Annotated in this window: 20 protein-coding genes; 4 read left to right on the top strand and 16 right to left on the bottom strand. The window is 40.7% G+C overall.

What is annotated here, in order from left to right; genetic code table 11:
• The 3 genes from ACWPUA_RS04365 to ACWPUA_RS04355 all read left to right on the top strand — a co-directional run bounded on the left by ACWPUA_RS04365 (window position 1) and on the right by ACWPUA_RS04355 (window position 2,845).
• Complete coding sequence (locus ACWPUA_RS04365; protein ID WP_004250462.1) at window positions 1-843, top strand: sugar ABC transporter permease; 843 nt, start codon at window positions 1-3, stop codon at window positions 841-843.
• A 205-nt stretch (window positions 844-1,048) separates the two neighbouring features.
• A complete protein-coding gene (locus ACWPUA_RS04360; protein ID WP_454379398.1) occupies window positions 1,049-1,849 on the top strand; it encodes a DUF1189 domain-containing protein in 801 nt (266 codons plus the stop codon).
• A gap of 9 nt (window positions 1,850-1,858) precedes the next feature.
• On the top strand, window positions 1,859-2,845 hold the full coding sequence (locus tag ACWPUA_RS04355) for a LacI family DNA-binding transcriptional regulator (protein ID WP_454379396.1): 987 nt from the start codon (window positions 1,859-1,861) through the stop codon (window positions 2,843-2,845).
• Window positions 2,846-2,898: 53 nt separating this feature from the next.
• Here the strand turns inward: ACWPUA_RS04355 and ACWPUA_RS04350 are convergent, their stop codons facing one another.
• From ACWPUA_RS04350 to hisS, 13 genes are all read right to left on the bottom strand, one after another.
• The gene (locus ACWPUA_RS04350) at window positions 2,899-3,840 is read right to left on the bottom strand and encodes a YitT family protein (protein WP_454379394.1); all 942 of its coding nucleotides are present in this window, start codon (window positions 3,838-3,840) and stop codon (window positions 2,899-2,901) included.
• The gene (gene aspS, locus ACWPUA_RS04345) at window positions 3,818-5,581 is read right to left on the bottom strand and encodes an aspartate--tRNA ligase (RefSeq protein WP_004250455.1); all 1,764 of its coding nucleotides are present in this window, start codon (window positions 5,579-5,581) and stop codon (window positions 3,818-3,820) included. Before aspS ends, ACWPUA_RS04350 begins: the two co-directional genes overlap by 23 nt.
• A gap of 137 nt (window positions 5,582-5,718) precedes the next feature.
• Window positions 5,719-5,934, bottom strand: coding sequence for a hypothetical protein (locus ACWPUA_RS04340; RefSeq protein WP_004250454.1), 216 nt, complete (start codon window positions 5,932-5,934; stop codon window positions 5,719-5,721).
• Window positions 5,935-5,952: 18 nt separating this feature from the next.
• Window positions 5,953-6,594: a CPBP family intramembrane glutamic endopeptidase gene (locus ACWPUA_RS04335; RefSeq protein WP_320693690.1), complete on the bottom strand. Its 642-nt coding sequence runs from the start codon at window positions 6,592-6,594 to the stop codon at window positions 5,953-5,955.
• A 9-nt stretch (window positions 6,595-6,603) separates the two neighbouring features.
• Window positions 6,604-7,305: a DUF3169 family protein gene (locus tag ACWPUA_RS04330; RefSeq protein WP_454379391.1), complete on the bottom strand. Its 702-nt coding sequence runs from the start codon at window positions 7,303-7,305 to the stop codon at window positions 6,604-6,606.
• 14 nt (window positions 7,306-7,319) lie between these two features.
• Window positions 7,320-7,670 carry a PspC domain-containing protein gene (locus ACWPUA_RS04325; protein WP_024054458.1) on the bottom strand — a complete coding sequence of 117 codons (351 nt, stop codon included), beginning with the start codon at window positions 7,668-7,670 and terminating at the stop codon, window positions 7,320-7,322.
• A complete protein-coding gene (locus tag ACWPUA_RS04320; protein ID WP_024054457.1) occupies window positions 7,667-7,870 on the bottom strand; it encodes a hypothetical protein in 204 nt (67 codons plus the stop codon). Before ACWPUA_RS04320 ends, ACWPUA_RS04325 begins: the two co-directional genes overlap by 4 nt.
• Window positions 7,870-8,073: a helix-turn-helix transcriptional regulator gene (locus tag ACWPUA_RS04315; RefSeq protein ID WP_000916944.1), complete on the bottom strand. Its 204-nt coding sequence runs from the start codon at window positions 8,071-8,073 to the stop codon at window positions 7,870-7,872. Before ACWPUA_RS04315 ends, ACWPUA_RS04320 begins: the two co-directional genes overlap by 1 nt.
• Before the next feature lie 161 nt (window positions 8,074-8,234).
• Complete coding sequence (gene pgfM1, locus ACWPUA_RS04310; RefSeq protein ID WP_454379388.1) at window positions 8,235-11,198, bottom strand: glycosyltransferase PgfM1; 2,964 nt, start codon at window positions 11,196-11,198, stop codon at window positions 8,235-8,237.
• Window positions 11,199-11,220: 22 nt separating this feature from the next.
• Window positions 11,221-12,180: a glycosyltransferase PgfS gene (gene pgfS / locus ACWPUA_RS04305; RefSeq protein ID WP_006153165.1), complete on the bottom strand. Its 960-nt coding sequence runs from the start codon at window positions 12,178-12,180 to the stop codon at window positions 11,221-11,223.
• A gap of 75 nt (window positions 12,181-12,255) precedes the next feature.
• Complete coding sequence (locus ACWPUA_RS04300) at window positions 12,256-14,313, bottom strand: Ig-like domain-containing protein (RefSeq protein WP_414271923.1); 2,058 nt, start codon at window positions 14,311-14,313, stop codon at window positions 12,256-12,258.
• Window positions 14,314-14,585: 272 nt separating this feature from the next.
• Window positions 14,586-16,073: an Ig-like domain-containing protein gene (locus ACWPUA_RS04295; protein ID WP_454379385.1), complete on the bottom strand. Its 1,488-nt coding sequence runs from the start codon at window positions 16,071-16,073 to the stop codon at window positions 14,586-14,588.
• Window positions 16,074-16,274: 201 nt separating this feature from the next.
• The gene (hisS, locus tag ACWPUA_RS04290) at window positions 16,275-17,555 is read right to left on the bottom strand and encodes a histidine--tRNA ligase (RefSeq protein ID WP_036755312.1); all 1,281 of its coding nucleotides are present in this window, start codon (window positions 17,553-17,555) and stop codon (window positions 16,275-16,277) included.
• A 196-nt stretch (window positions 17,556-17,751) separates the two neighbouring features.
• Between hisS and ACWPUA_RS04285 the strand changes: the two genes are divergently transcribed.
• On the top strand, window positions 17,752-18,324 hold the full coding sequence (locus ACWPUA_RS04285) for an MptD family putative ECF transporter S component (protein ID WP_036755315.1): 573 nt from the start codon (window positions 17,752-17,754) through the stop codon (window positions 18,322-18,324).
• A 22-nt stretch (window positions 18,325-18,346) separates the two neighbouring features.
• Here ACWPUA_RS04285 and ACWPUA_RS04280 read toward each other — a convergent pair whose 3' ends face one another.
• From ACWPUA_RS04280 to ACWPUA_RS04270, 3 genes are read right to left on the bottom strand one after another with little or no spacing between them, the layout of a single operon-like run.
• Entirely contained in the window at window positions 18,347-19,039 is a 693-nt protein-coding gene (locus ACWPUA_RS04280) for a methionine ABC transporter permease (protein WP_036755318.1), read from the bottom strand.
• 1 nt (window position 19,040) lies between these two features.
• Complete coding sequence (locus ACWPUA_RS04275; RefSeq protein ID WP_036755321.1) at window positions 19,041-20,102, bottom strand: methionine ABC transporter ATP-binding protein; 1,062 nt, start codon at window positions 20,100-20,102, stop codon at window positions 19,041-19,043.
• A complete protein-coding gene (locus tag ACWPUA_RS04270; RefSeq protein WP_036755324.1) occupies window positions 20,095-21,468 on the bottom strand; it encodes a M20 family metallopeptidase in 1,374 nt (457 codons plus the stop codon). The genes ACWPUA_RS04275 and ACWPUA_RS04270 overlap by 8 nt, the downstream gene beginning before the upstream one ends.
• Window positions 21,469-21,570: the final 102 nt, after the last annotated feature.

The following is a 21,570-nucleotide window of genomic DNA, read 5'->3' as shown; positions in this document are numbered from 1 at the left end:
ATGAATAACTCAGTCAAAATCAAACGTAGACTGTCTCAAACCCTTACTTATCTTTACTTAATTGGACTTTCAATCGTTATTATCTATCCTCTTTTAATCACGATTATGTCAGCCTTTAAGGCCGGTAACGTTGTGGCCTTCAAGCTCGACAGCAATGTCAATTTCAGTCTTGATAACTTCAAAGGGCTCTTTACAGAAACCTTGTATGGCACATGGTACCTCAACACTTTGATTATCGCTTTGATCACTATGGTTGTTCAGACAAGTATTATCGTACTTGCTGGTTATGCCTATAGCCGTTACAACTTCTTGGCTCGTAAACAAAGTTTGGTCTTCTTCTTGATTATCCAAATGGTGCCAACAATGGCCGCTTTGACTGCCTTCTTCGTTATGGCCCTCATGTTGAACGCCCTTAACCAAAGCTGGTTCCTCATCTTCCTCTACGTTGGTGGAGGTATCCCGATGAATGCTTGGTTGATGAAAGGTTACTTTGACACCGTGCCAATGTCTCTTGATGAGTCTGCAAAACTGGATGGTGCAGGACATTTCCGCCGCTTCTGGCAAATCGTTCTCCCTCTTGTTCGCCCAATGGTTGCTGTACAAGCACTCTGGGCCTTCATGGGACCTTTCGGAGACTATATCCTCTCTAGTTTCTTGCTTCGTGAAAAAGAATACTATACAGTTGCCGTTGGTCTACAAACCTTCGTCAGCAATGCGAAGAACTTGAAGATTGCCTACTTCTCAGCAGGTGCTATCCTCATCGCTCTTCCAATCTGTACACTTTTCTTCTTCTTGCAAAAGAACTTCGTTTCAGGACTTACAAGCGGTGGCGACAAGGGGTAATATACCCCCGCCACCCTTTTTCATTTTTGACCTTGTACATCGATTGTCTGGTGAGAAACAAGAGCTTGCTGAGATTACCTTGTTAGTTAGTGGACGAATCATAACAAACATTCACTTTTACCAAGGATTCTACTATCCCCGCTTGAAATAAAAAACATTTCTCTATATAATACTCGTATAGAAAAATGCCTATAGAAAGAGATTTATGTTACCATATCCATTTTCTTATTTTAATAGTATTTGGGGATTTCGTAAGCCCCTCTCTCAACGTTTTGGTCTAAACTGGTTTCAACTGATTTTTACCAGTATTTTCTTGATTAGCTTATCCATGGTGCCTATTGCTATCCAGAACAGTTCTCAGGAAACCTATCCTTTAGAGACGTTCATCGATGATGTCTATGCTCCATTGACGGACGAAGTCGTTCAGGATCTAGCCACCAATGCTCAGATTGTAGATGGAAAACTAAGCTATACTGGTTCGACTCCTCATCAAGATTCTGTACAAATCGGGGCTACTGCTAGTTCAAGTTTCCCTGAAGAATTACTTCTTAACTTTGAACCTGAGCAACTCGTCATCAGTAAGCAAGGAAAAGAACTAACCAGCATTCGCTATCACGCTATTACAACTGATAGTTTCCAAAGCAAGGAAAGCTTGACTCAGGCTATTTCTAAAGACTGGTATCAACAGAACCGCGTCTATATCAGCCTCTTTCTGGTCTTAGGTGCTAGTTTCCTCTTTGGACTTAATTTTTTCATTGTAGCTTTAGGTGCTAGCCTTTTGCTCTACTTCACGAAAAAATCTCGTCTCTTCTCATTTAAAACCTATAAAGAGTGCTATCATTTTATTTTGAACTGTTTAGGATTACCAACTTTACTGACCATGATTCTAGGTCTTTTGGGGCAGAATATGGCAACTTTGATTACTGTTCAAAACATTTTATTTGTTCTATATCTGGTCACTATCTTTTATAAGACTCATTATCGTGATCCAGACTACAAAAAGTAGGAGATTATTATGCCTGTTACGATAAAAGACGTGGCCAAAGCTGCAGGAGTTTCTCCTTCAACCGTAACCCGTGTTATTCAAAACAAATCAACGATTAGTGACGAAACAAAAAAACGAGTTCGAAAAGCAATGAAAGAACTCAATTATCACCCTAATCTTAATGCTCGAAGTCTTGTTAGCAGTTATACGCAAGTTATCGGCTTAGTCCTTCCAGATGATTCAGATGTTTTCTACCAAAACCCTTTCTTCCCTTCTGTTCTTAGAGGGATTGCACAGGTTGCCTCGGAAAATCACTATGCCATTCAGATTGCGACTGGTAAAGATGAAAAAGAGCGTTTAAACGCCATTTCACAAATGGTCTACGGAAAACGTGTGGATGGGCTTATCTTCTTGTATGCTCAAGAAAATGATCCCTTGGTACAACTGGTTGTCGAGGAGCAATTCCCCTTCCTCATTCTTGGAAAATCACTTTCCCCCTTCATACCGCTTGTTGATAATGATAACATCCAAGCCGGATTTGATGCGACCGAATATTTCATCAAAAAAGGTTGTAGTCGCATTGCTTTCATTGGTGGTACCAAGAAACTCTTCGTTACCCAGGACCGTCTGACAGGTTACGAGCAAGCTCTTCAAGAACACAATCTGCCTCTTGATACTAATCTGACTTACTTTGCTACTGAATTTCTTGAAGATAATGGTTATCGCTTTAGTAGACTTCTCTTCAAACACAATCCAAATATTGACGCTATTATTACCATTGATAGTCTCCTTGCTGCAGGGGTCTGTGATTACATCGCAAAACACCAACTGGATGTCCCTGTCCTCAGCTTCGACTCAGTCAATCCCAAGCTCAACTTGGCGGCCTATGTCGATATCAATAGTTTGGAGCTTGGTCGTGTTTCCTTTGAAACTATTCTCCAGATCATCGATGATGCTAAAAACAACAAACAAATTTGTTACCGCCAGTTGATTGCCCACAAAATCGTTGAAAAATAAAAACCAACTCTCTATTTTGAGTTGGTTTTTTTGTATTCTATTTACCTGAACAACTAGTTTTCAACTTCGACAAATCGTCCAAGAATATGAACATTCTCTGAGACCGATACAAAGGCTGTTGGATCAACTTGTTTCATGATTAGTTTAAAATCATTAAACTCTGCACGAGTGATAACCGTAATCAAAACTGCCTTACGTTCGTGGTTATAAGTCCCTTCAGCATCGTGAATCATGGTCGCTCCACGGTGCAATTTATTGTGAATTTTCTCAATCACAGCATCTGGATTACTAGTAACAATCATAGCCTGCATGCGTTTTTGTTTGGTGAAAACTGCATCTGTCACACGGCTTGAGACAAAGATGGTAATCATAGAATAGAGGGCATATTGCCAACCAAAGGTCAAACCAGCAATCAGCATGATTGTCCCGTTCACTAGGAAGGAGATACTTCCAACGTTACGACCTGTCTTCTTACGAATGGTAAGACTGACAATATCTGTTCCACCACTGGAAATGTTATGGCGTAAAGCAAAACCGATTCCCAATCCCATAACGACACCCCCAAAAAGGGCATTGATGATTGGGTCCTCTGTCAGTACCACCACTGGCACAAACTGGATAAAGAGCGAGCTCATGGATACCGTGATAAAGGTGAAAATCGTGAACTTATGTCCAATTTGGTACCAGGCTAAAATCATCAGCGGGATATTGATAGCGTAAAATGCTACTGAAATTGGGAAATAAAAGCCAAACAAGTGATTACTAAGCGCAGAAATAATCTGAGCCAAACCTGTTGCTCCACTTGAATAAACATGTCCTGGTTGGAAGAAAAAATTGACAGCTACTGCTGATAGAAAACCATATACTAGAGAAGCTGAAATTTTTTCATCGTATTTTTCTCGGGAGATACTTTGCAAAACACGAAAAATCTTCACTCGGTGAGCAAAGCGGCGCAAATAATAGTGCCACTTTTTAGTTAGTTTCGTTTGTTTCATCTTGTTCTACTTGTAGATTGAGTTCTTCTAATTGTTTAAGAGCTACTGTTGATGGCGCTTGGGTCATTGGGTCAGTTGCTTTGTTGTTCTTAGGAAAGGCAATCACTTCACGGATATTTTCTTCGCCTGCTAAGAGCATTACAAAGCGATCAAGTCCGATAGCCAAGCCACCGTGTGGTGGGAATCCATAGTCCATGGCTTCCAAAAGGAATCCAAACTGGTCATTAGCTTCTTCAACTGAGAATCCTAGGGCCTTGAACATGCGTTCTTGGAGTTCTTTTTGGTTGATACGAAGGCTACCACCGCCAAGCTCATAACCGTTCAAGACGATATCGTAGGCAATGGCACGGACATTGGCCAAATCACCTTCAAGCTCATGAGCAGTTTCTGCTTGAGGAAGCGTAAATGGATGGTGGGCGCTCATATAACGACCTTCTTCTTCAGACCATTCAAACATTGGCCAGTCAACTACCCAGAGGAAGTTAAATTTGTCGTTATCAATCAAGCCAAGCTCTTTGGCAATACGTCCACGAAGTGCCCCAAGTGTTGCATTGGCTACTTCAAGCGTGTCAGCCACAAAGAGAACCAAGTCTTTATCTCCAAGACCAAGCGCACTTATTAAATCGCCTTGAATGCTAGTCAAGAATTTAGCAACAGGTCCGTTCAATTCTCCATCAACAACCTTAACCCAAGCAAGACCTTTAGCACCATACTGTTTGGCTACTTCTGTCATTTTGTCGATGTCTTTACGTGAGTAGTTGTCTGCTGCACCTTTGACCACAATGGCTTTAACAGCAGGTGCTTCTGAGAAGACTTTGAAATCGACACCCTTGACAAGATCTGTCAAGTCCTGAAGCAACATCTCAAAACGAGTATCAGGCTTGTCAGAACCATAAAGAGCCATGGCATCATCATACTTCATACGAGGGAATGGCAGCGTTACTTCAATCCCTTTTGTTTCCTTCATCACGCGCGCAATCAAGCCTTCTGTGATATCTTGGATTTCTTGCTCAGTAAGGAATGAAGTTTCCAAGTCAACCTGAGTAAATTCAGGCTGGCGGTCACCGCGCAAGTCTTCGTCACGAAAACATTTGACGATTTGGTAGTAACGGTCAAATCCAGCATTCATCAACAACTGTTTTGTAATCTGCGGACTTTGAGGAAGTGCGTAAAAATGCCCTTTATTGACACGAGATGGCACCAAGTAGTCACGCGCCCCTTCTGGTGTTGACTTAGAAAGGAATGGCGTTTCCACATCGATAAATTCCAACTCGTCCAAGTAGTTGCGGATCGAATGTGTCACCTTGGCACGAAGCTTAAGGTTCTCCAACATCTCTGGACGACGAAGGTCAAGGTAACGGTAACGTAGGCGTGTATCGTCGTTTGCCTCAATGCCATCCTTGATTTCAAATGGTGTTGTTTTGGCTGTATTAAGCACAGTAAGAGCCGTTACATTCAGTTCAACCGCTCCAGTCGCCAGTTTATCATTTGCCTGCTCACGTGCTGCAACCTGACCAGTAACCTCGATGACAAATTCACTACGAAGGCTTTCAGCTGTTGCCATCACATCTGCAGAAACTTTTTCAGGGTTGATAACTAACTGCATGATCCCTTCACGGTCACGAAGGTCGATAAAGATCAATCCACCCAAGTCACGACGACGGGCAACCCATCCTTTCAAGGTAATTTCTTGTCCGATGTGCTCCTCACGAACACGACCAGCATACATACTACGTTTCATGTTTTCTCTCCTCTTGTATTCTGTTACTATTTTACCATAAAAGCGCAGGCTCTTCATGAAAATCAGCAGAAAAGTTGAGAGAATCCTCTTATAAATGAAAAAATCCAGCAAAGTCATTCGCTGGATTTAGGTTTTCTTTATTTTTTACGCTTTTCAGCAATCCCTTCTGTTTTCTTAGGAAGGACAATTTCTGTCACATAAGCTGTCGCAAATCGTATCACTCCTGCGATAGGAGCAAAGATAATCGCTAGATTGTTATAAAAGAAATCCCCCTTAATGAAATAGACAAGTAGGCCGATGACAAAGAAGAGAAATACAGCCTGAATAACTGCTAATAATAGTACTCGTTTCATGATTTCCTCCTGAGTCTATTATAGCATGACTATCATTAAAAATGCGATTAAATTATTCAAAGCATGTAGGGCTATACTATAAGCCAAACCACCTTTACTGATATAAGCCAAGCCCATGCTAAATCCAAGTGAAGCATAAACTAGGAACTGTAGTGGAGTTCCAGGAAAATGAACAAGAGCAAAAATGAGACTACTTACAAGAAGAAAGATAGCTGTTTGCTTGATGTTATCTTGCTGAGGGAAGACAAAGCGAGCTAACATACCTCTAAATGTTAACTCTTCTGTCAGAGGTGCAAAGACAACCACCATAAAGAAAGAGAAAAGAGGTTGATTATGAGTCAATTCTTCTACCATCTTTTGATTGACTGATGGATCATGTGGTAAAAAGTTTTCTGCAACAATGACAAGGATCCATACCAAGGCAGGTAGCCAAATGTATTTGTTAAGGGCCGTTTTTTCAATCGTAACAGTTCCTGTCTTATACCACTTGTAGGTAACGAAGGTGAAGATTCCTGCTAATAAGACATAAACAGGGACAGCAACGTAGCTAGGTGCTCCCAATATCAAGGCAGCTAAACCTACGCCCTGAATAAAACTATAAACCATAAGAAATGATAAGAAGGCAAGGCTATACCAGCCGATATTTTTAAGTGTTTTCATAAGATTCTCCTATTTAAAATAACGTTTTGTTTTGCGCAATTGTGCAACATTGGTATACAAATGGATGACAACTGCCACAAGTAGAGCAACCAACTGTACTTGTCCTAATACTACAGATAGAACTACTAAGACAACGTAGATACCAGGAATGAGGAGCTGATTGACCTTGAACAAGATCAAGTAAGCTTCTTCCATTTCAGCCTGTTTTTCTCCCTCATCATAAGTATCAAGGTAGTCCAAAACTTCCTTAGGCGTCGCCATAATAGAAAGTTTGTAGTTACGAATCTTGCTGGTGATTTTTAGACAGTAAGCACCTGCCCAGATACCTAAAACTATCAAAAGCAAGGACGCTGCTGATGGGCCTAAAGCTCCCAAATCTATAAGTAAGCAGGATAGCATACTAATTTGGCAAACATTCCAAGCTACTGTACCATAATCTAAGAAACGATACATAGCAAGGTAGTCTTGTTCGTTTTCTTCGTCTTCTTCTTCTCTTTGATAACTCTGATAAGCCTGATGGCTTTTTCTAATGAAATAAAAGGTTAGAATTACCGTAATCAGCCCTAGACCAAGAAAGATTGAGTACAAGGCAACGACTACTTGCTCTTGACTGATACCTAAAGGATTAACACCAAGGAATCCAGCAAATATTCCTAATAAAACTCCTGCAATAAAAATCTTCAGTGCAAAAATGATTTGTTTCTTTTCCATCTTTCAACCTCTTTCTAAAACAAGCCAGACAACCATTGACCAAAAGCTTTTCCTGATTCAAAAATAGCTGTCAGGCCATCTGCTCCAAGCGTTACCAAAAGCAAACAAACAGCAAGTAAGAGAATAGCTTGGTTTCTAGCTTTTTTTGCTCCATCTCCCAAGGGTTCATTGCCAAGCCAACCTGCTAGATAAGCATAGGCTGTAACTGTTAAAATACCAATCTCTGTAGAAGAGAGAAACAAAAAGACTGTCACCAAACGAACGATATTGGCTTGAATGTTAAAATAATTTCCTAAACCTGCACAAACACCGGCAAGTGCTTTGTTCTCTGTATCGACTTGAAAACCTGCTAAAAACTCTTTCATAACTTTTCTCCTTTTAGGATCTCTTTAAACTTAATCTTTCTCTCTACCCATCTAAAGACTAATAGTAGCACTATGTTAATCCAGAAGAGGTATTTACTTTCAACAATTGTAAACCAACCAAATAGGCTTCCAATCATAGCCATAAGATTTACGATAAACACGACTATAGATAGATAATAAATCACTTTATACTTGTTCATCACTCATCCTCCTCTAAGCGGAAGACTGACTCGACTGGCTCATGGAATATCTGAGCAATCTTCAGGGCAATGACGATGGATGGCGTGTACTCATCCCGCTCAAGCAAGCTGATGGTTTGCCTGGACACGCCAGCTAGTTTGGCCAGCTCTGTTTGATTCAGGCCATCACGAGCCCGAAGCTCTTTTAGACGATTTTTTAGCATGTCTTTTTTCTCCTTTGTTCTTATCTTGATTTCATTGTAACACATCTTTTTATTTTTGACAAGCATATTTGTCAAAAAGTTTAAGATTTTTGTCATTTTGTAAAATAAAAAGGTCAGGAATGGTATCCTGACCGTATTTTTTTTAGTTAATAAAAGATTGCTTACTCAGCTGATGGAGTGTCTTGACTTTCTTTCAGCTGCTTTTTATCATCCTTCTTGTAATCTCTTCTGACGATATAAAGCGTTGTTAGACTGATGAGAGTCAATACAGCACCTGTAACCCTTCCTTTTTGAGAGAAGACAAATTCTACTTTGTGTTGTCCGGAAGTAATCGGGAATGAAATAAAGCTGTTCCATGCTTTTGTCACAGGGACATCCTTGCCATCTACTTTCACCTTCCAACCCTCACTATAAGGGATAGAGGTCATCATATATTTACTGTCGTCAGTAATATTCACTGAACCGACGATATGAGTATTCGAGAATTTCTCAACTTGTAGACCTTGTTCCTTCCGCTTTTCTAAAGCACTTTGAATTTGACTGATTTCTGCGCGGTAAACTCCTGCATTTGAAAGGTCAACCTTATCTGTTTTAAAGCGAAACTCCAGTACAGACTCTTGATTCTCTGCATTGTCAGCGATTTGCCATAGTTGACGTTGCGTATTTCTCTTAGAATGAGTGAACCACTTGCCGTTCAGAAGGACAGAGTAATCTTTCTCTGAATTTAGACTTGCTGGTACGAAGAAGTAATAGGTCAAGTTTGTTCGAGGAGTAATTCGGTAGCGAACGACTGCATCCTTAGAAGAGTCCACCCGCTTGTAGACAGCCGTTCCTTTTTCTTTGTCGACATTTTCCTCAGTAAGATTTTCTGTTTCAACATCTCCGTAGGCTAGGGGTTTGAAGTAGTCGAGATAATTCTCTTCGCCTTTTTTCACGCCTTCCATAGAGTTAAGGATGATATTTTGATTTTGGATAGCGTTGTTTCTACCAAAGTTGATGTTTCTTACTAAATCATTTGTTCCATAGGCTAATGGGAAAGAATTTGGATTTTCGTACACGATATAACGTTCATCTTCGTAGACCTTCTGCGTGAAATAACGCTGCATATCAAAACGACTTGCAAAACGTGTGAAATACATTCTCTCAGGATGAGCTTCTTTCTCAGTAGGATCCAGGTCTTTGACATCCATATAGTAGCGAACACCGTATAAGGCATCTGTCAGAGGAGTCCCATTTTCATACTCTGTCGCTGCATTAATCCCTTGGTCACCCATAAAGGCAAATTGATCCATGGTCGTACGCTCTAAGCTTGAACTGAAGGTACTTAAACCTGGGTAGGAAACAAGCGATGGCACTGTTTTTGAATAGGCAAAGGTTGTTGCAATTCGATAGAATGGTTGATCTGCCTGTTTTTGAACATCATCTGTCACTTGTTTTACAGATACCGTCGCATCCACAAACTTGTCTACATCTGCATACCCAAAGGTCACTTGAGATAGATAGGCATTATAGCCTAACTCAAAGATTGTTAGGGCAGACACGGCAAGAATGGCTAGTCTGGTCATTCTTGTTCGCAATAAGAAGATAACTGCCAAATAGACCAACAAGGTTAATACAACCTGAGATAAGAAATATCCTGTTTGGAGAAGAATTCCTAAAAGAAGGAAGACAGCACCAGCTATCAATAGCACCATTTTTTTCACTTGAGGAGCTTTACGAGAACGACTCCAATAGAGATAAGAGCAGGCTGCAGTGATAGCTATTAGTAATACCCAAAACACAAGAAGATTCTTTGATAGGAATTGAGTCAAAGCTTCTGGCTGGGTTTTTGGAAGGTAGGTGAATTTCTTTGTATAGAGATAAGTTGCTGATAAAACGAGCAACACCACTGAAAGTAACTTCCCTCTGCGAGAAATTTCTACTTGTCCCTTAACTACTTGATAGGCTAAAACGAGCATAAAGAACGAGAATAACCATGAGAAACGGAAGAAGAATCCAGCTGGATTTTGTCCCATATGCCAGATTTTACTTACAAATTCATTGACAAAGGAAATCAAGAAGACAAGGGTGACCGCACCTGCAGCCCAACGTTTTTCCTTGGCTACCTGCTTCGATGTAAAGTAGAGGATAAAACCTAGAAATCCTAAAGCACCAATGTAGATATTTGGAAGGTTAGGTCCGGCCGACCAGCCTGAGGCAGTATCAAAACCACCGATAGCTAACTTCGACAGGATATCCACGGGGTTGATCTGAAAGGCGAAGGAGAACTTCATGGCATCTCCAACCTGCCCCTTACTCTCAAGGAGATTATAGAAAACTGGCACAATCAACACCGATGCCGTAGCAACCCCAATGACAGAGAAGGCAAATGCTTTTACCAAAGGACTCAAGAAGTGTTTCAGCTTCTGTTTCAGAGATCCCTGAATAGAGAGGCGTGGTGAAACATAATAGCAAGAGTATAGGACGATAAAAATCGAAATCATATAGCCCATATAGAACTGCAGAAAGACTGTTAACCCTAGAATAAAGGCATAACGATAGGGTCTCCCTCCATCCAAGAGTTCTTCCAGATAAACGATAACGAGCGGCAGCATAATCATGGCATCATAGAAAATGACGTTCATCTGATAGGAAACGAGCATCCCTGAAAGAGCATAGGCTGTTGCAAACAAGGGCACCAACCACACACGAGATTCTGCTCCCTTATAGCGCTTAATCAGGAAATGAGAGAAAGAAAATCCGATTGCTCCATATCTAAGCCAAATAGTCAGGAAAACTGCTAGACCATAGTGTTTGAAGGGAATAAGAATATAAAAAATATTAAAGGGACTCATCAAGTAATAGCCCAAAACCCCTATCATGTCTCCACCGAGAGATTTAGTAAAAGAGTAAGTCAGGCTACTCAAATCACCAGAAAGCACCGCATTCTTAAGCAAGCCAAAAAAGCTGATATACTGCTGACCAAAGTCAACTGCCATCAGACTTTTATTCCCGAAGGGATAGCTACCCATGAAGAACCAAACAACCAGCATGATGGTCATCGGTAGTAAGGTACTTATCGTATAAAGCAAGGCTTTAGGGTGTTTCCCTTTTAACTCTTGCCAACGCGTTAACCACTTATCCATGTTTGTTTTCTCCTATGTCTTCTTAACCAATCTTATCTTTTTCAGCTTGGTCAATATTACTTTTCGCGACGATAAAGTGAGGACGTTGCTTCACCTCGTAATAAATCTTTCCGATATACTCTCCAAGTACACCGATGAAGATCAGCTGCACACTGCTAAACAAGATGATGGCTGCTATTGTAGTGAAATAGCCACTCGTATAGTCGGAAGAAAAGATAAATTTACAAAACTCATAAACAATGTAGAGAAGAGACAGAGCCATGCTGACAAATCCAAATTGGATACAAATTCTAAGAGGACGATCATTAAATGAGATAATCCCCTGGAAAGCATAGTTCATAGACTTCTTAAAGCCAAATTTGCTTTTTCCTGCTTTACGAACTTCATTTTTATAAGGGATAACCTTCTCTTTAAAACCAATCCACTCATAGAGCCCTTTGTTAAATCGATTGTACTCAGGCAGCGAAACAAACACATCCACAGCTCTCTTGCTGAGGAGTCGTAATTCAGATTTCCCGTCTGTTAACTTGACATCCATGGAATGGTTCGAGAATTTATAGAAACTACGAGCAAAGAAGCTCCCTACAAATGACTCCCCTTCTCGACTTCTCTGACCACTGACAATATCGTATCCTTCTTTATAAGCTTCTACAAAGAGAGGAATCAGATAAGGCGGATGTTGCAAGTCTCCATCCATCACCATAACCGCATCGCCAGTTGCATACTTAAAACCAGCAAGAATTCCACTCTCGCGACCAAAGTTTCTACTAAAGCTGATATACTTGACCCGTGGGTTTTCATCCGCAATAGCATCGATTAGTTTTAGTGTGCTATCGCTACTGCCGTCATCCACATAGAGAATTTCGTAGTCAGATAGTTCTTCCGATAAAATCATACTCTCTAACTTCTCAGAGATGGCTTTATGCGTTTGAGCTAGAACTAATTCTTCATTTAAAAGAGTGATAAGAATTGATAGTTTCATCTAAATGCTCCATATACTATTCACTTTTAAAAAAGGAGAGAACCTTGCTCTCTCCTCTTTAAAGAAACTAAACTATTACTTGTTAGAATATCTACGTTTCAATACAACTGTACTTGATAAGATGACGATTCCCGCAAATACCAATCCAGTTTCTACTGATTCACCAGTTTGAGGAAGTTTTGGTTTCTCCTCCGTAGTTGTTCCAGGAACGTCTGGTTTTGAGGTTGTCGTAGTCGTTGTAGTTGTCGTTGATTCTTCTGTCGTTGTAGTTGTTGAAGTGGTTGTTGGTTCTTCTGTTGTTGTCGAAACTGTCGTTGGCTCTTCTGTCGAAACTGTAGTTTCCTCAGTAGTCGCTTCTGTTGTTTCTGAAGTTGAACCTGTAGTCGACTCAGTTGTTGCTTCTGTAGTAGAAGTTGTCGTTGACTCTTCGGTTGTTGTGGTTGTTGAAGTGGTCGTCGGCTCTGCGGTCGTTGTGGTTGTTGAAGTAGTCGTCGGCTCTTCTGTCGTTGTGGTTGTCGTAGTTGTCGTCGGCGCTTCTGTCGTTGTAGTTGTTGTAGTTGTCATCGGCGCTTCTGTCGTTGTGGTTGTCGTAGTTGTCGTCGGCGCTTCGGTTGTGGTAGTCGTAGTTGTCGTCGGTTCTTCGGTTGTGGTAGTTGTAGTTGTTGTAGTTGGCTCTTCAGTTGTGGTAGTTGTAGTTGTTGTAGTTGGCTCTTCGGTTGTGGTAGTTGTAGTTGTTGTAGTTGGCTCTTCGGTTGTGGTAGTTGTAGTTGTTGTCGTCGGCTCTTCTGTCGTTGTAGTCGTTGAAGTTGTCGTCGGCTCTTCAGTTGTTGTTGTCGTTGTGGTCGTAGTTGTTGTAGTTGTAGTTGTCGTTTTTTGGTCTACAATCGTCTTCTCTACTGGAGCTTTGGGTGTTTTAAATTCACCAGCTTCCACAACAGTATCTGCCGCCAACTCATAACCTTCTGGCGCTTTAATTTCTTTAATGATGTATTTGTCACGCAAGATATTTTGAACAGTAAATTCACCATTCGCATCTGACTCAAATTCACCAATAACTTGACCAGTTGCTTGACGAACAACTTGGAATTTCGCACCCTTAAGAGGGCCGTTTTGGTCGTCTACCTTAGTAACTTTGATACTAAATTCGTAACCAATCCCTTCACCACCGGCAATTTGGATTTTCACTGTACTGTTTGATGCGTATTCATCCTTATTACTTCCCTTGATAGTAGCTTGGTTAAGAATTCTTTCACCATCAACAACATCATAGTTCACATCTGCCCAATATTCAATGGCAAATTGGTCGTCTGCAGCAATGTTACCTAGGTTAATAGAAAATGAATCTCCATTAATAATCACTTTATAGTCAGCTGTAACATCTTTTGCGTTCTTGAGTACCCATTTACCATTGGTATATTCCCAAGTTCCTTTTTTAATCTTGAAACTTCCTGGCTTGTATGTGATACCTTTTGATTTCAAGGTATCAGTAATAACAGCGTCGTTAATTACTTCATTGGTTCTATTTACAGAAATTCGGAAACCAAGCTCTTTGTTTCCTACTTCGCTCCAACCTGATTTAATGATAGAGTAGCGGTAGCCTCCACCAATCGTCCCACTTGTAACTTTACCAGTGAATTTCTCTTTATCATTTACAGAAACTTTAACCGGAACTTCTCCATCGTTTGGAGATTTCACTTTATTAACTTGAGCATAGAAGAAAAATGAACCTGAAACGTCATTTTTTTCTTCCACAAATTTTGTAAAGGTCAAGATAATTTTACCAGCAGCGGCATCAACCTTTGCATTAGCGATCAATTTACCAGTAATTGAGTCATTAATTTCAAAATCCTGAGACTTAATATCAATCGGAGAAGCTATGCTAACTTCTGTTGTATCTCCAGCTTTAACATTTTTCCCCTCTAAAGCAAATTTTGCATTCAGACGGAAACTGTCAAATCGACCAACCGGTCCTGTCAAAGCCTCACCTTTGTCATTTTGAATTTTTACTTCTGTGATAACATCCACTTTTTTAGATGTATCAGCGTGCACCTTTCCAGATGACACAACAAAAAATACTGCCAATATAGAGATAAATAATGACAGCACAAAACTAGTTTTTACAAACTTTTTCATTATGGCTCCCTTTTCTTTTTAAAATGACAATATAAAATTATCAATTTTAAAATTGATTATATCATATTTATTTATTATTGCAAGTGATTGAAAGTATTAAAGTATTTTTTCATCCTTATTTAGATACATTTAGCTTTTTTGTAACTCTAAAGTACAAAAAAATTATTATTTTAGTCAAAAACAGACTAATAAAGTTCGGTTTTTTATACATGAATTCTTATAATATTAAAAGGAGAGAATCTTGTTCTCTCCTTTTTTAAGAAACGAAACTATTACTTGTTAGAATATTTACGTTTCAATACAACTGTACTTGATAAGATGACGATTCCCGCAAACACCAAACCAGTTCCTACTGATTCGCCAGTTTGAGGAAGTTTTGGTTTCTCCTCCGTAGTAGTTGTCCCAGGAACGTCTGGTTTTGAGGTTGTCGTAGTCGTTGTTGTTGATTCTTCTGTTGTTGTAGAAGTTGTCGTTGGTTCTTCTGTTGTTGTGGTTGTTGAAGTTGACGCTGGACCTTCTGTCGTTGTAGTTGTAGAAGTGGTCGCTGGTTCTTCTGTTGTTGTAGTTGTTGAAGTTGACGCTGGACCTTCTGTCGTTGTAGTTGTAGAAGTGGTCGCTGGTTCTTCTGTCGTTGTGGTTGTTGAAGTGGTCGCTGGACCTTCTGTCGTTGTAGTTGTAGAAGTGGTCGTTGGTTCTTCTGTCGTTGTGGTTGTTGTAGTTGTAGTCGTGGTTGTTGTGGTCGTAGTTGTAGTAGTCTTATCTCCACTACCCTCACCTGAACCTGTTTCTAAACGAGTCAATGCACTGACTGAACGAGATTTTTGGAAGTTACTTGCTGACCATTCCAAAACATTGGCAACTTTAGTACCTTTTGGAAGTTCTGAAGTTAATTCTGTTGTGTACTCAATGTACATTGCCCAGTTCCAGTTGTCACCAAAGTTAATGGTGAACCCTGTGATTTTACCATCCGCATTTCGAGTGAATTCAGCTTTTTTGCTAAAGTTATCGATTGGTTCCAATTTAAGAAGAGCTGCTTCATTTGGAATTTTTTCTGGTTGAGTCGCATAACGAACGGCACGGAAAGAGCTTTCTACCAAGACTTGTCCACTATCACTAAAGTCATCCTTGATAACCATGTTGTTTAATTTATCTTGAACTGCGTTCAAAACAACACGCCACTTGATGCGTTTAGGATTTTCTGAATCTTGGTAACCATATTTCATTTCATAGTCACCAGCTTCACCGTCTGTTTTATCATAATTAAGGGTATAATTTTCTGTCCCGAATTGGAAAGTATATTTACCCGATTCTGGTAAGTTGGTTACATTTGGACGCACTGAATATTTCAAAGTCATTACCTTATCTTTGTAATTCTTAGAGAAATAATCGGTAAAGGTAATCGTTACTTTTTGAGTACTTGGGTCTGTTACTGCATTCCCAATTACTTCACCACTGCTATGGGTAATTGGAAATTCTAGTTTAGTAATCAAGCCCAATTCTTTAGGAAGATCAAGTACCAGTACATCGCCTTCCTTAATTTGTTGAGTATCAGGGAAAGAAATGGTATTGGTTGCTTCCAACACTTTACCTGTGCTGATTTGAGTTTCTGATGTCAATGGTTGACCATCAACAGTGATTGTTGTTTTATTGGTATAGTCTGTAACATCAGCCGCAAATACTGTTGTCAGTACTGTCAAAGATAACACGATTATACCTAAAAATGCAAACATCCGCATCGCGTTCTTTTTAAAATGATTCATGATTGACTCCTATTTATTAATCAGATATATCATAGCATTTTTTGAATACGTTTACAAGAGTTTTTCTTATTTTTTAGCATTTTATTCTATTAAACGTTCAGTTTTTCTGAGCCATTTTTTGTAAAATTTGATTTCAACGGTCGTCTTTTTTATTACTAAGTAAAAAGACCAGGAATAAATCCCTGGTTCATTACTTTTCTATTAGAATCCTAATTGTTCAAAAACTTCTGAGAAATTTTGACTGATAACATCAAGGGAAACTTGAACTTCTTCTCGCGTTTGGTTGTTCTTAACCTTGACTTGTCCACTTTCGACTTCGCTCTCTCCTAGGGTGATGAGGGTCTTAGCTCCAAAAACATCGGCTGATTTGAACTGAGCTTTAAGTTTACGATTGAGGTAATCACGCTCTGCTTTGAAGCCTTGTTGGCGCAATGCTTGTACTAACTCCAAGGCTTTCAGGTTAGCTCCTTCACCAAGAACAGCAATATAAACATCTAGGGCGTTTTCGATAGGTAGGGCCACGCCTTGTTTTTCAAGGACTAGAAGAAGACGCTCTACACCAAGTCCAAAGCCAAAGCCAGCAGTCTCAGGACCCCCGAAGTAAGCAACCAAGCCATCGTAGCGACCACCTGCACAAACTGTCAAGTCATTGCCATCAATCTCTGTGATAAACTCAAAGATGGTGTGGTTGTAGTAGTCCAGACCACGCACCATATTGGTATCGATGATAAAGTCTACTCCTAGATTCTCCAACATCTGACGAACAGTATCAAAGTGGGCTTGGCTTTCTTCATCCAGGTAATCCAAGATAGATGGTGCATTCTCCACTGCCACCTTGTCTTCTTTTTCCTTCGAGTCCAAGACACGGAGAGGGTTTTCCTCCAAACGACGTTGGCTATCTTTAGATAAGCTATCTTTGAGCGGTGTTAAGTATTCAATCAAGGCTTGACGATAGGCCGCACGACTCTCAGGATTTCCAAGAGTGTTGAGGTGTAGTTTGACGCCTTGAATGCCGATTGCTTTCAAGAAGTGGGCTGCCATAGCGATCGTTTCTACATCGGTAGCTGGATTGCTAGAGCCAAAGCACTCCACACCAATCTGGTGGAATTGGCGCAAACGCCCTGCTTGTGGGCGCTCATAGCGGAACATTGGGCCCATGTAGTAGAACTTGCTTGGCTTTTGCACTTCTGGTGCGAAGAGTTTGTTTTCCACATAAGAACGAACGACTGGAGCAGTTCCTTCTGGACGGAGGGTAATATGGCGGTCACCCTTGTCATAGAAATCATACATTTCCTTGGTTACGATATCGGTTGTGTCTCCAACAGAACGACTGATGACTTCGTAGTGCTCAAAAATTGGGGTACGTACTTCTGCGTAGTTGTAGCGTTTGAAGATTTCACGCGCAAATCCTTCAACGTACTGCCATTTGGCAGAGTCAGCAGGTAAAATATCCTGCGTTCCTTTTGGTTTTTGTAATTTCATAGAGAATCCTCTTTCTAACTTAATAGTCCTATTTTACCATAAATAAAGGGATTGGGACAGTCGGAGAAGTAAAGAAATATCTTTAGTCTATTCCTCTTTCATCTAGTCTCTGGACAAATAGCAAATGTCGGCCAGCATTTACAATCTGAGCCATGCATGATACAATGAATAGCATCAGATATACGAAGGAGAACTTATGAAAAAGAATATCTTGACAACCCTTGTTGCTGCCCTTGTCTACTTTCTCTGTATCGGAGTGGGGGTTCTACTAGGGAACCTTGTCGACCACACTGGAAATATGTTTTACGCCCCTGCCTTTTCTGCTCTTGTAGGTGGTAGCGTCTATATGATTCTTTTAGCAAAGGTTCCTCGTTTCGGAGCGATTACTTCGATAGGGCTTGTGATTGCTCTCTTTTTCCTCGGGAGTAAGCATGGTGCTGGAGCCTTTCTGCCAGGTATTATCTGCGGTCTTGCAGCAGATGGCATCGCTCACCTAGGACATTACAAGGATAAGGTGAAAAACCTTCTTTCCTTCCTAGTTTTTGCCTTTGGTACTACTGGTCCCATCCTACTCATGTGGTTGACCCCTCAAGCCTATATCGCAACTCTAGTCGCTCGTGGAAAATCTCAGGAATATATCGATCGCATTATGGTTGCACCGAATCCTGCTAATATCCTCCTCTTTATCACAAGTGTTCTCATCGGAGCTTTACTTGGTGCCCTTATTGGACAAGCGCTTAGTAAGAAATTAGCACATAAAATATCATAAAAAAGAGCCAGATGGCTCTTTTTTATTTATGACTTAATTTCTTGGTCAAGAAATCTCCCAAAAACTGGATAGAAAAGATAATCAAGATAATGATGAGGGTCGCAAGAATAGTCACATCGTGATTATAACGGTTAAAACCATAAGCGATAGCTACGTTACCGATACCTCCAGCCCCAACTGCTCCCGCCATAGCTGTTTCACCGACAAGGGAAATCAAGGTTACAGTCGTCACACGAATCAAGTCTGGCAGACCTTCTGATAGGTAAACTCCTACAATGTCCCAGAATGTAGCTCCACTTGCTTGAGCAGCCTCAATGACACCACCATCAAGTTCTGATAAAACTACTTGAACCTGACGAGCAAAGAAGGCAAAAACTGCAAAAGAAAGCGGTACGATAGCCGCATTTGGCCCGATACTTGTCCCTACGATCATATGAGAGAAGGGTGACAAGACTGCTAAGAGAATGATAAAGGGAACCGCACGAAAGATTGAGGTAATCTTATCCAAAACCCAAAAAACAACTTTATCTTCTAAGACGCCACCCGGTCCAGTTAAGACGAGGAAAAGTCCTGCAACTAGTCCTAGGAATCCTCCAATGATAAAGGAAAGAACCGTCATATAAAGCGTTAAGTAAATAGCTGTCCCCCAGCCCGCTTGGCCTAACCAACCCATCTTGTAAACGTTTGGTAAATATGTTTGGATCAAGTCTGCCATCTTACTGTCCTCCCTTCAATACTTTTAGTTGCACACCAGCCTGACGAATAGCATCTTGAGCGCTTGCCAAGGCTTCTTTTTCTCCTGACAAGACAACTACAAGCTCACCAACAGGAGTGCCATCCAAAATTTCGATATTCCCATAGAGAATATTGGCTGTTACTTGGTAGTGTTTGTACAACTCATTTAAAAGTGGCTCATCTGTAGAAGCACCTGCATACTTGAGTTGTACCAAAATGCTGTTTTCAGATAAGTGCTCCACGATTTCTTGCTTTTCAATCTTGACCATAGCTTCATCGATACCAGTAGCCGTTGAGATAAAGTCCTGGGTCAATGGTTGCTTAGGATCTGAGAAGATTTCAAGAACGCTACCTTCTTCAATCAAGCGGCCATCCTGCATGACTGCCACACGATTAGCAATGTCTTTGACAATCTGCATCTCATGCGTAATCAAGACAATGGTCAAACCTAGTTTACGATTCAAATCTTGTAAAAGAGACAAGATTTGTTTTGTCGTCTTTGGATCAAGAGCTGAAGTTGACTCGTCAGAAATCAAGATTTTTGGATCATTAGCCAAAGCACGCGCAATAGCCACACGTTGTTTTTGTCCACCAGAAAGTTGTGAAGGATAGTTTTCAGCACGGTCAGCCAATCCGACCAAGTCTAATAATTCAGCCACTTTAGCCTTCTTATCTTTCTCACTGAGTCCAGAATGTTTGAGGGCAAAGGCTACATTTTCCTCTGCTGTCTTCTGACTCATAAGGTTAAAGTGTTGGAAAATCATCCCAATATCCTGACGTTTGCGACGTAATTGCCCGGCAGTTAAGGTTTCTTTCCCATCGAAAATCACATCATCATCTATAGTAATTCGACCTGCAGATGGTTTTTGTAAAAGATTAATAACACGAACCAGGGTTGATTTCCCTGCTCCAGAATATCCTACAATCCCGTAGATATCCCCTTCTTGAATGTGAATGGTCACATCCTTGACCGCTGTGATGGTTCTTTTCTTTTGATGAAAAGTCACATCAATCTGGTCTAATTTGATAATGTCTCTACTCATAACTTCTAATTAGCTCCTCTACTAATTCAATATGGGTGTAATAATCTGCGATTCGCACATTTTCATCTCCACCGTGGTCTCGGCTATTGGCATTCCCTAGACCAAAGGCAACCATAGGTACTTCTAAGGCATCAAATACCGTATGCATTGGACCTGTACCAGCTGTTGTTGGCAAGACAGATACACCCTGTGGATAGAATTTCTTGGCCAGCTCAATGACATTGAGAATGGATGGTGCACTCATATCGCTTCGATAACTCATCTCACCCAAAGTATAGTACAATTCTACCTTATCAAAGCCATTTTTGTCTAGTTGTTTTCGGATTTTCTCCAAAACATCATGGGGTTCAAGCCCTGGAACCAAACGGACTTCTAGCTTGGCACTAGCCTCTGCTGGCAAAATCGTTTTAACTCCTTGACCTTGATAACCAGACTGAATTCCTTCGATATTGAGCGCTGGTTCAAAGAAAAAACGTTTTAGAAAGGCGGTACGTTCCTCTTGTAAAAGTGGCAATTCCAAGCCATAAATCTGACTGATTTCCTCTGGATTGCGTTGGGCATAGGTTTCAACCAAGGCTAACTCACGTTCGTTTGGTTCCTGCACATCATCGTACAAACCTTCTACCAAGATACGGCCGTCGGTAGCGCGAAGACTTGTCAAAGCTTGAATGAGATACCATGGAGCTGATTCGATGACTCCACCATAGCTAGAATGGATATCGACGTCTGCACTTTTGAACTTGGCATCAAAGGTCACAATCCCCTTGTTTCCACCAGAGATTTCTAACTGTTCTAAAGCATTCTTTGTTCCTTGTTCCCAGACTAATAAATCTGCGCCTCGGAGTTTGTCCGCATGTTTTTCTAAATATTTATCCAAATCCATAGAGGCCGATTCCTCTGCCCCTTCCATGATGAAGCTGATATTGACTGGGAGATCATCATGATGTTGCATGTATTTTCTCAGAGCGCTCAAGCGAGCAGTGATATGCCCCTTGTCATCGTCAACCCCGCGTCCATACATAATGCCATCACGCACAGAGAGTGTAAAGGGATCCTCGGTCCAAACTTGATCACCATCTGCTGGCACTGTGTCATAGTGGTTGTAGAAAATGATAGTCTTGGCATTTGGTCGTGAACTTTTGAAATGTGCCATGACAAAAGGCGCTGTATAGCTCTCGTCAATCTCAACTTCTGCACCAACACGTTTAAAAATCTCACCTAGATAACGAGCTACCTCTTTCAGGCCGACTTGTTGGGCAAAGACTGATTTTTTAGAAATCAAAGTACGCAAAACTTCAAAATAATGTTGCGCTACATGATCCTTTTCAAACTTTTCAATTTGTTCTTCTTGGCTAGGGAAAACCATTTTCTCTCTACCTTTCTACTAGGACTTGTACCTTTAGAATCAATACAAGTGGATTTCATTTGTTTTAGGCTCTATATAAAAGCAAGAGGTGGAAAAATCTCT

The sequence above is a fragment of the Streptococcus sp. Marseille-Q6504 genome, from assembly GCF_965111625.1.
This window is presented reverse-complemented; position numbering and strand designations above follow the sequence as displayed.

What these genes read in the sequence shown, in the direction of transcription:
- ACWPUA_RS04365 (WP_004250462.1), top strand. Translation starts at nt 1, where the DNA reads ATGAATAACTCAGTCAAAATCAAACGTAGACTGTCTCAAACCCTTACT.
- ACWPUA_RS04360 (WP_454379398.1), top strand. Translation starts at nt 1,049, where the DNA reads ATGTTACCATATCCATTTTCTTATTTTAATAGTATTTGGGGATTTCGT.
- ACWPUA_RS04355 (WP_454379396.1), top strand. Translation starts at nt 1,859, where the DNA reads ATGCCTGTTACGATAAAAGACGTGGCCAAAGCTGCAGGAGTTTCTCCT.
- ACWPUA_RS04350 (WP_454379394.1), bottom strand. Translation starts at nt 3,840, where the DNA reads ATGAAACAAACGAAACTAACTAAAAAGTGGCACTATTATTTGCGCCGC.
- aspS (WP_004250455.1), bottom strand. Translation starts at nt 5,581, where the DNA reads ATGAAACGTAGTATGTATGCTGGTCGTGTTCGTGAGGAGCACATCGGA.
- ACWPUA_RS04340 (WP_004250454.1), bottom strand. Translation starts at nt 5,934, where the DNA reads ATGAAACGAGTACTATTATTAGCAGTTATTCAGGCTGTATTTCTCTTC.
- ACWPUA_RS04335 (WP_320693690.1), bottom strand. Translation starts at nt 6,594, where the DNA reads ATGAAAACACTTAAAAATATCGGCTGGTATAGCCTTGCCTTCTTATCA.
- ACWPUA_RS04330 (WP_454379391.1), bottom strand. Translation starts at nt 7,305, where the DNA reads ATGGAAAAGAAACAAATCATTTTTGCACTGAAGATTTTTATTGCAGGA.
- ACWPUA_RS04325 (WP_024054458.1), bottom strand. Translation starts at nt 7,670, where the DNA reads ATGAAAGAGTTTTTAGCAGGTTTTCAAGTCGATACAGAGAACAAAGCA.
- ACWPUA_RS04320 (WP_024054457.1), bottom strand. Translation starts at nt 7,870, where the DNA reads ATGAACAAGTATAAAGTGATTTATTATCTATCTATAGTCGTGTTTATC.
- ACWPUA_RS04315 (WP_000916944.1), bottom strand. Translation starts at nt 8,073, where the DNA reads ATGCTAAAAAATCGTCTAAAAGAGCTTCGGGCTCGTGATGGCCTGAAT.
- pgfM1 (WP_454379388.1), bottom strand. Translation starts at nt 11,198, where the DNA reads ATGGATAAGTGGTTAACGCGTTGGCAAGAGTTAAAAGGGAAACACCCT.
- pgfS (WP_006153165.1), bottom strand. Translation starts at nt 12,180, where the DNA reads ATGAAACTATCAATTCTTATCACTCTTTTAAATGAAGAATTAGTTCTA.
- ACWPUA_RS04300 (WP_414271923.1), bottom strand. Translation starts at nt 14,313, where the DNA reads ATGAAAAAGTTTGTAAAAACTAGTTTTGTGCTGTCATTATTTATCTCT.
- ACWPUA_RS04295 (WP_454379385.1), bottom strand. Translation starts at nt 16,073, where the DNA reads ATGAATCATTTTAAAAAGAACGCGATGCGGATGTTTGCATTTTTAGGT.
- hisS (WP_036755312.1), bottom strand. Translation starts at nt 17,555, where the DNA reads ATGAAATTACAAAAACCAAAAGGAACGCAGGATATTTTACCTGCTGAC.
- ACWPUA_RS04285 (WP_036755315.1), top strand. Translation starts at nt 17,752, where the DNA reads ATGAAAAAGAATATCTTGACAACCCTTGTTGCTGCCCTTGTCTACTTT.
- ACWPUA_RS04280 (WP_036755318.1), bottom strand. Translation starts at nt 19,039, where the DNA reads ATGGCAGACTTGATCCAAACATATTTACCAAACGTTTACAAGATGGGT.
- ACWPUA_RS04275 (WP_036755321.1), bottom strand. Translation starts at nt 20,102, where the DNA reads ATGAGTAGAGACATTATCAAATTAGACCAGATTGATGTGACTTTTCAT.
- ACWPUA_RS04270 (WP_036755324.1), bottom strand. Translation starts at nt 21,468, where the DNA reads ATGGTTTTCCCTAGCCAAGAAGAACAAATTGAAAAGTTTGAAAAGGAT.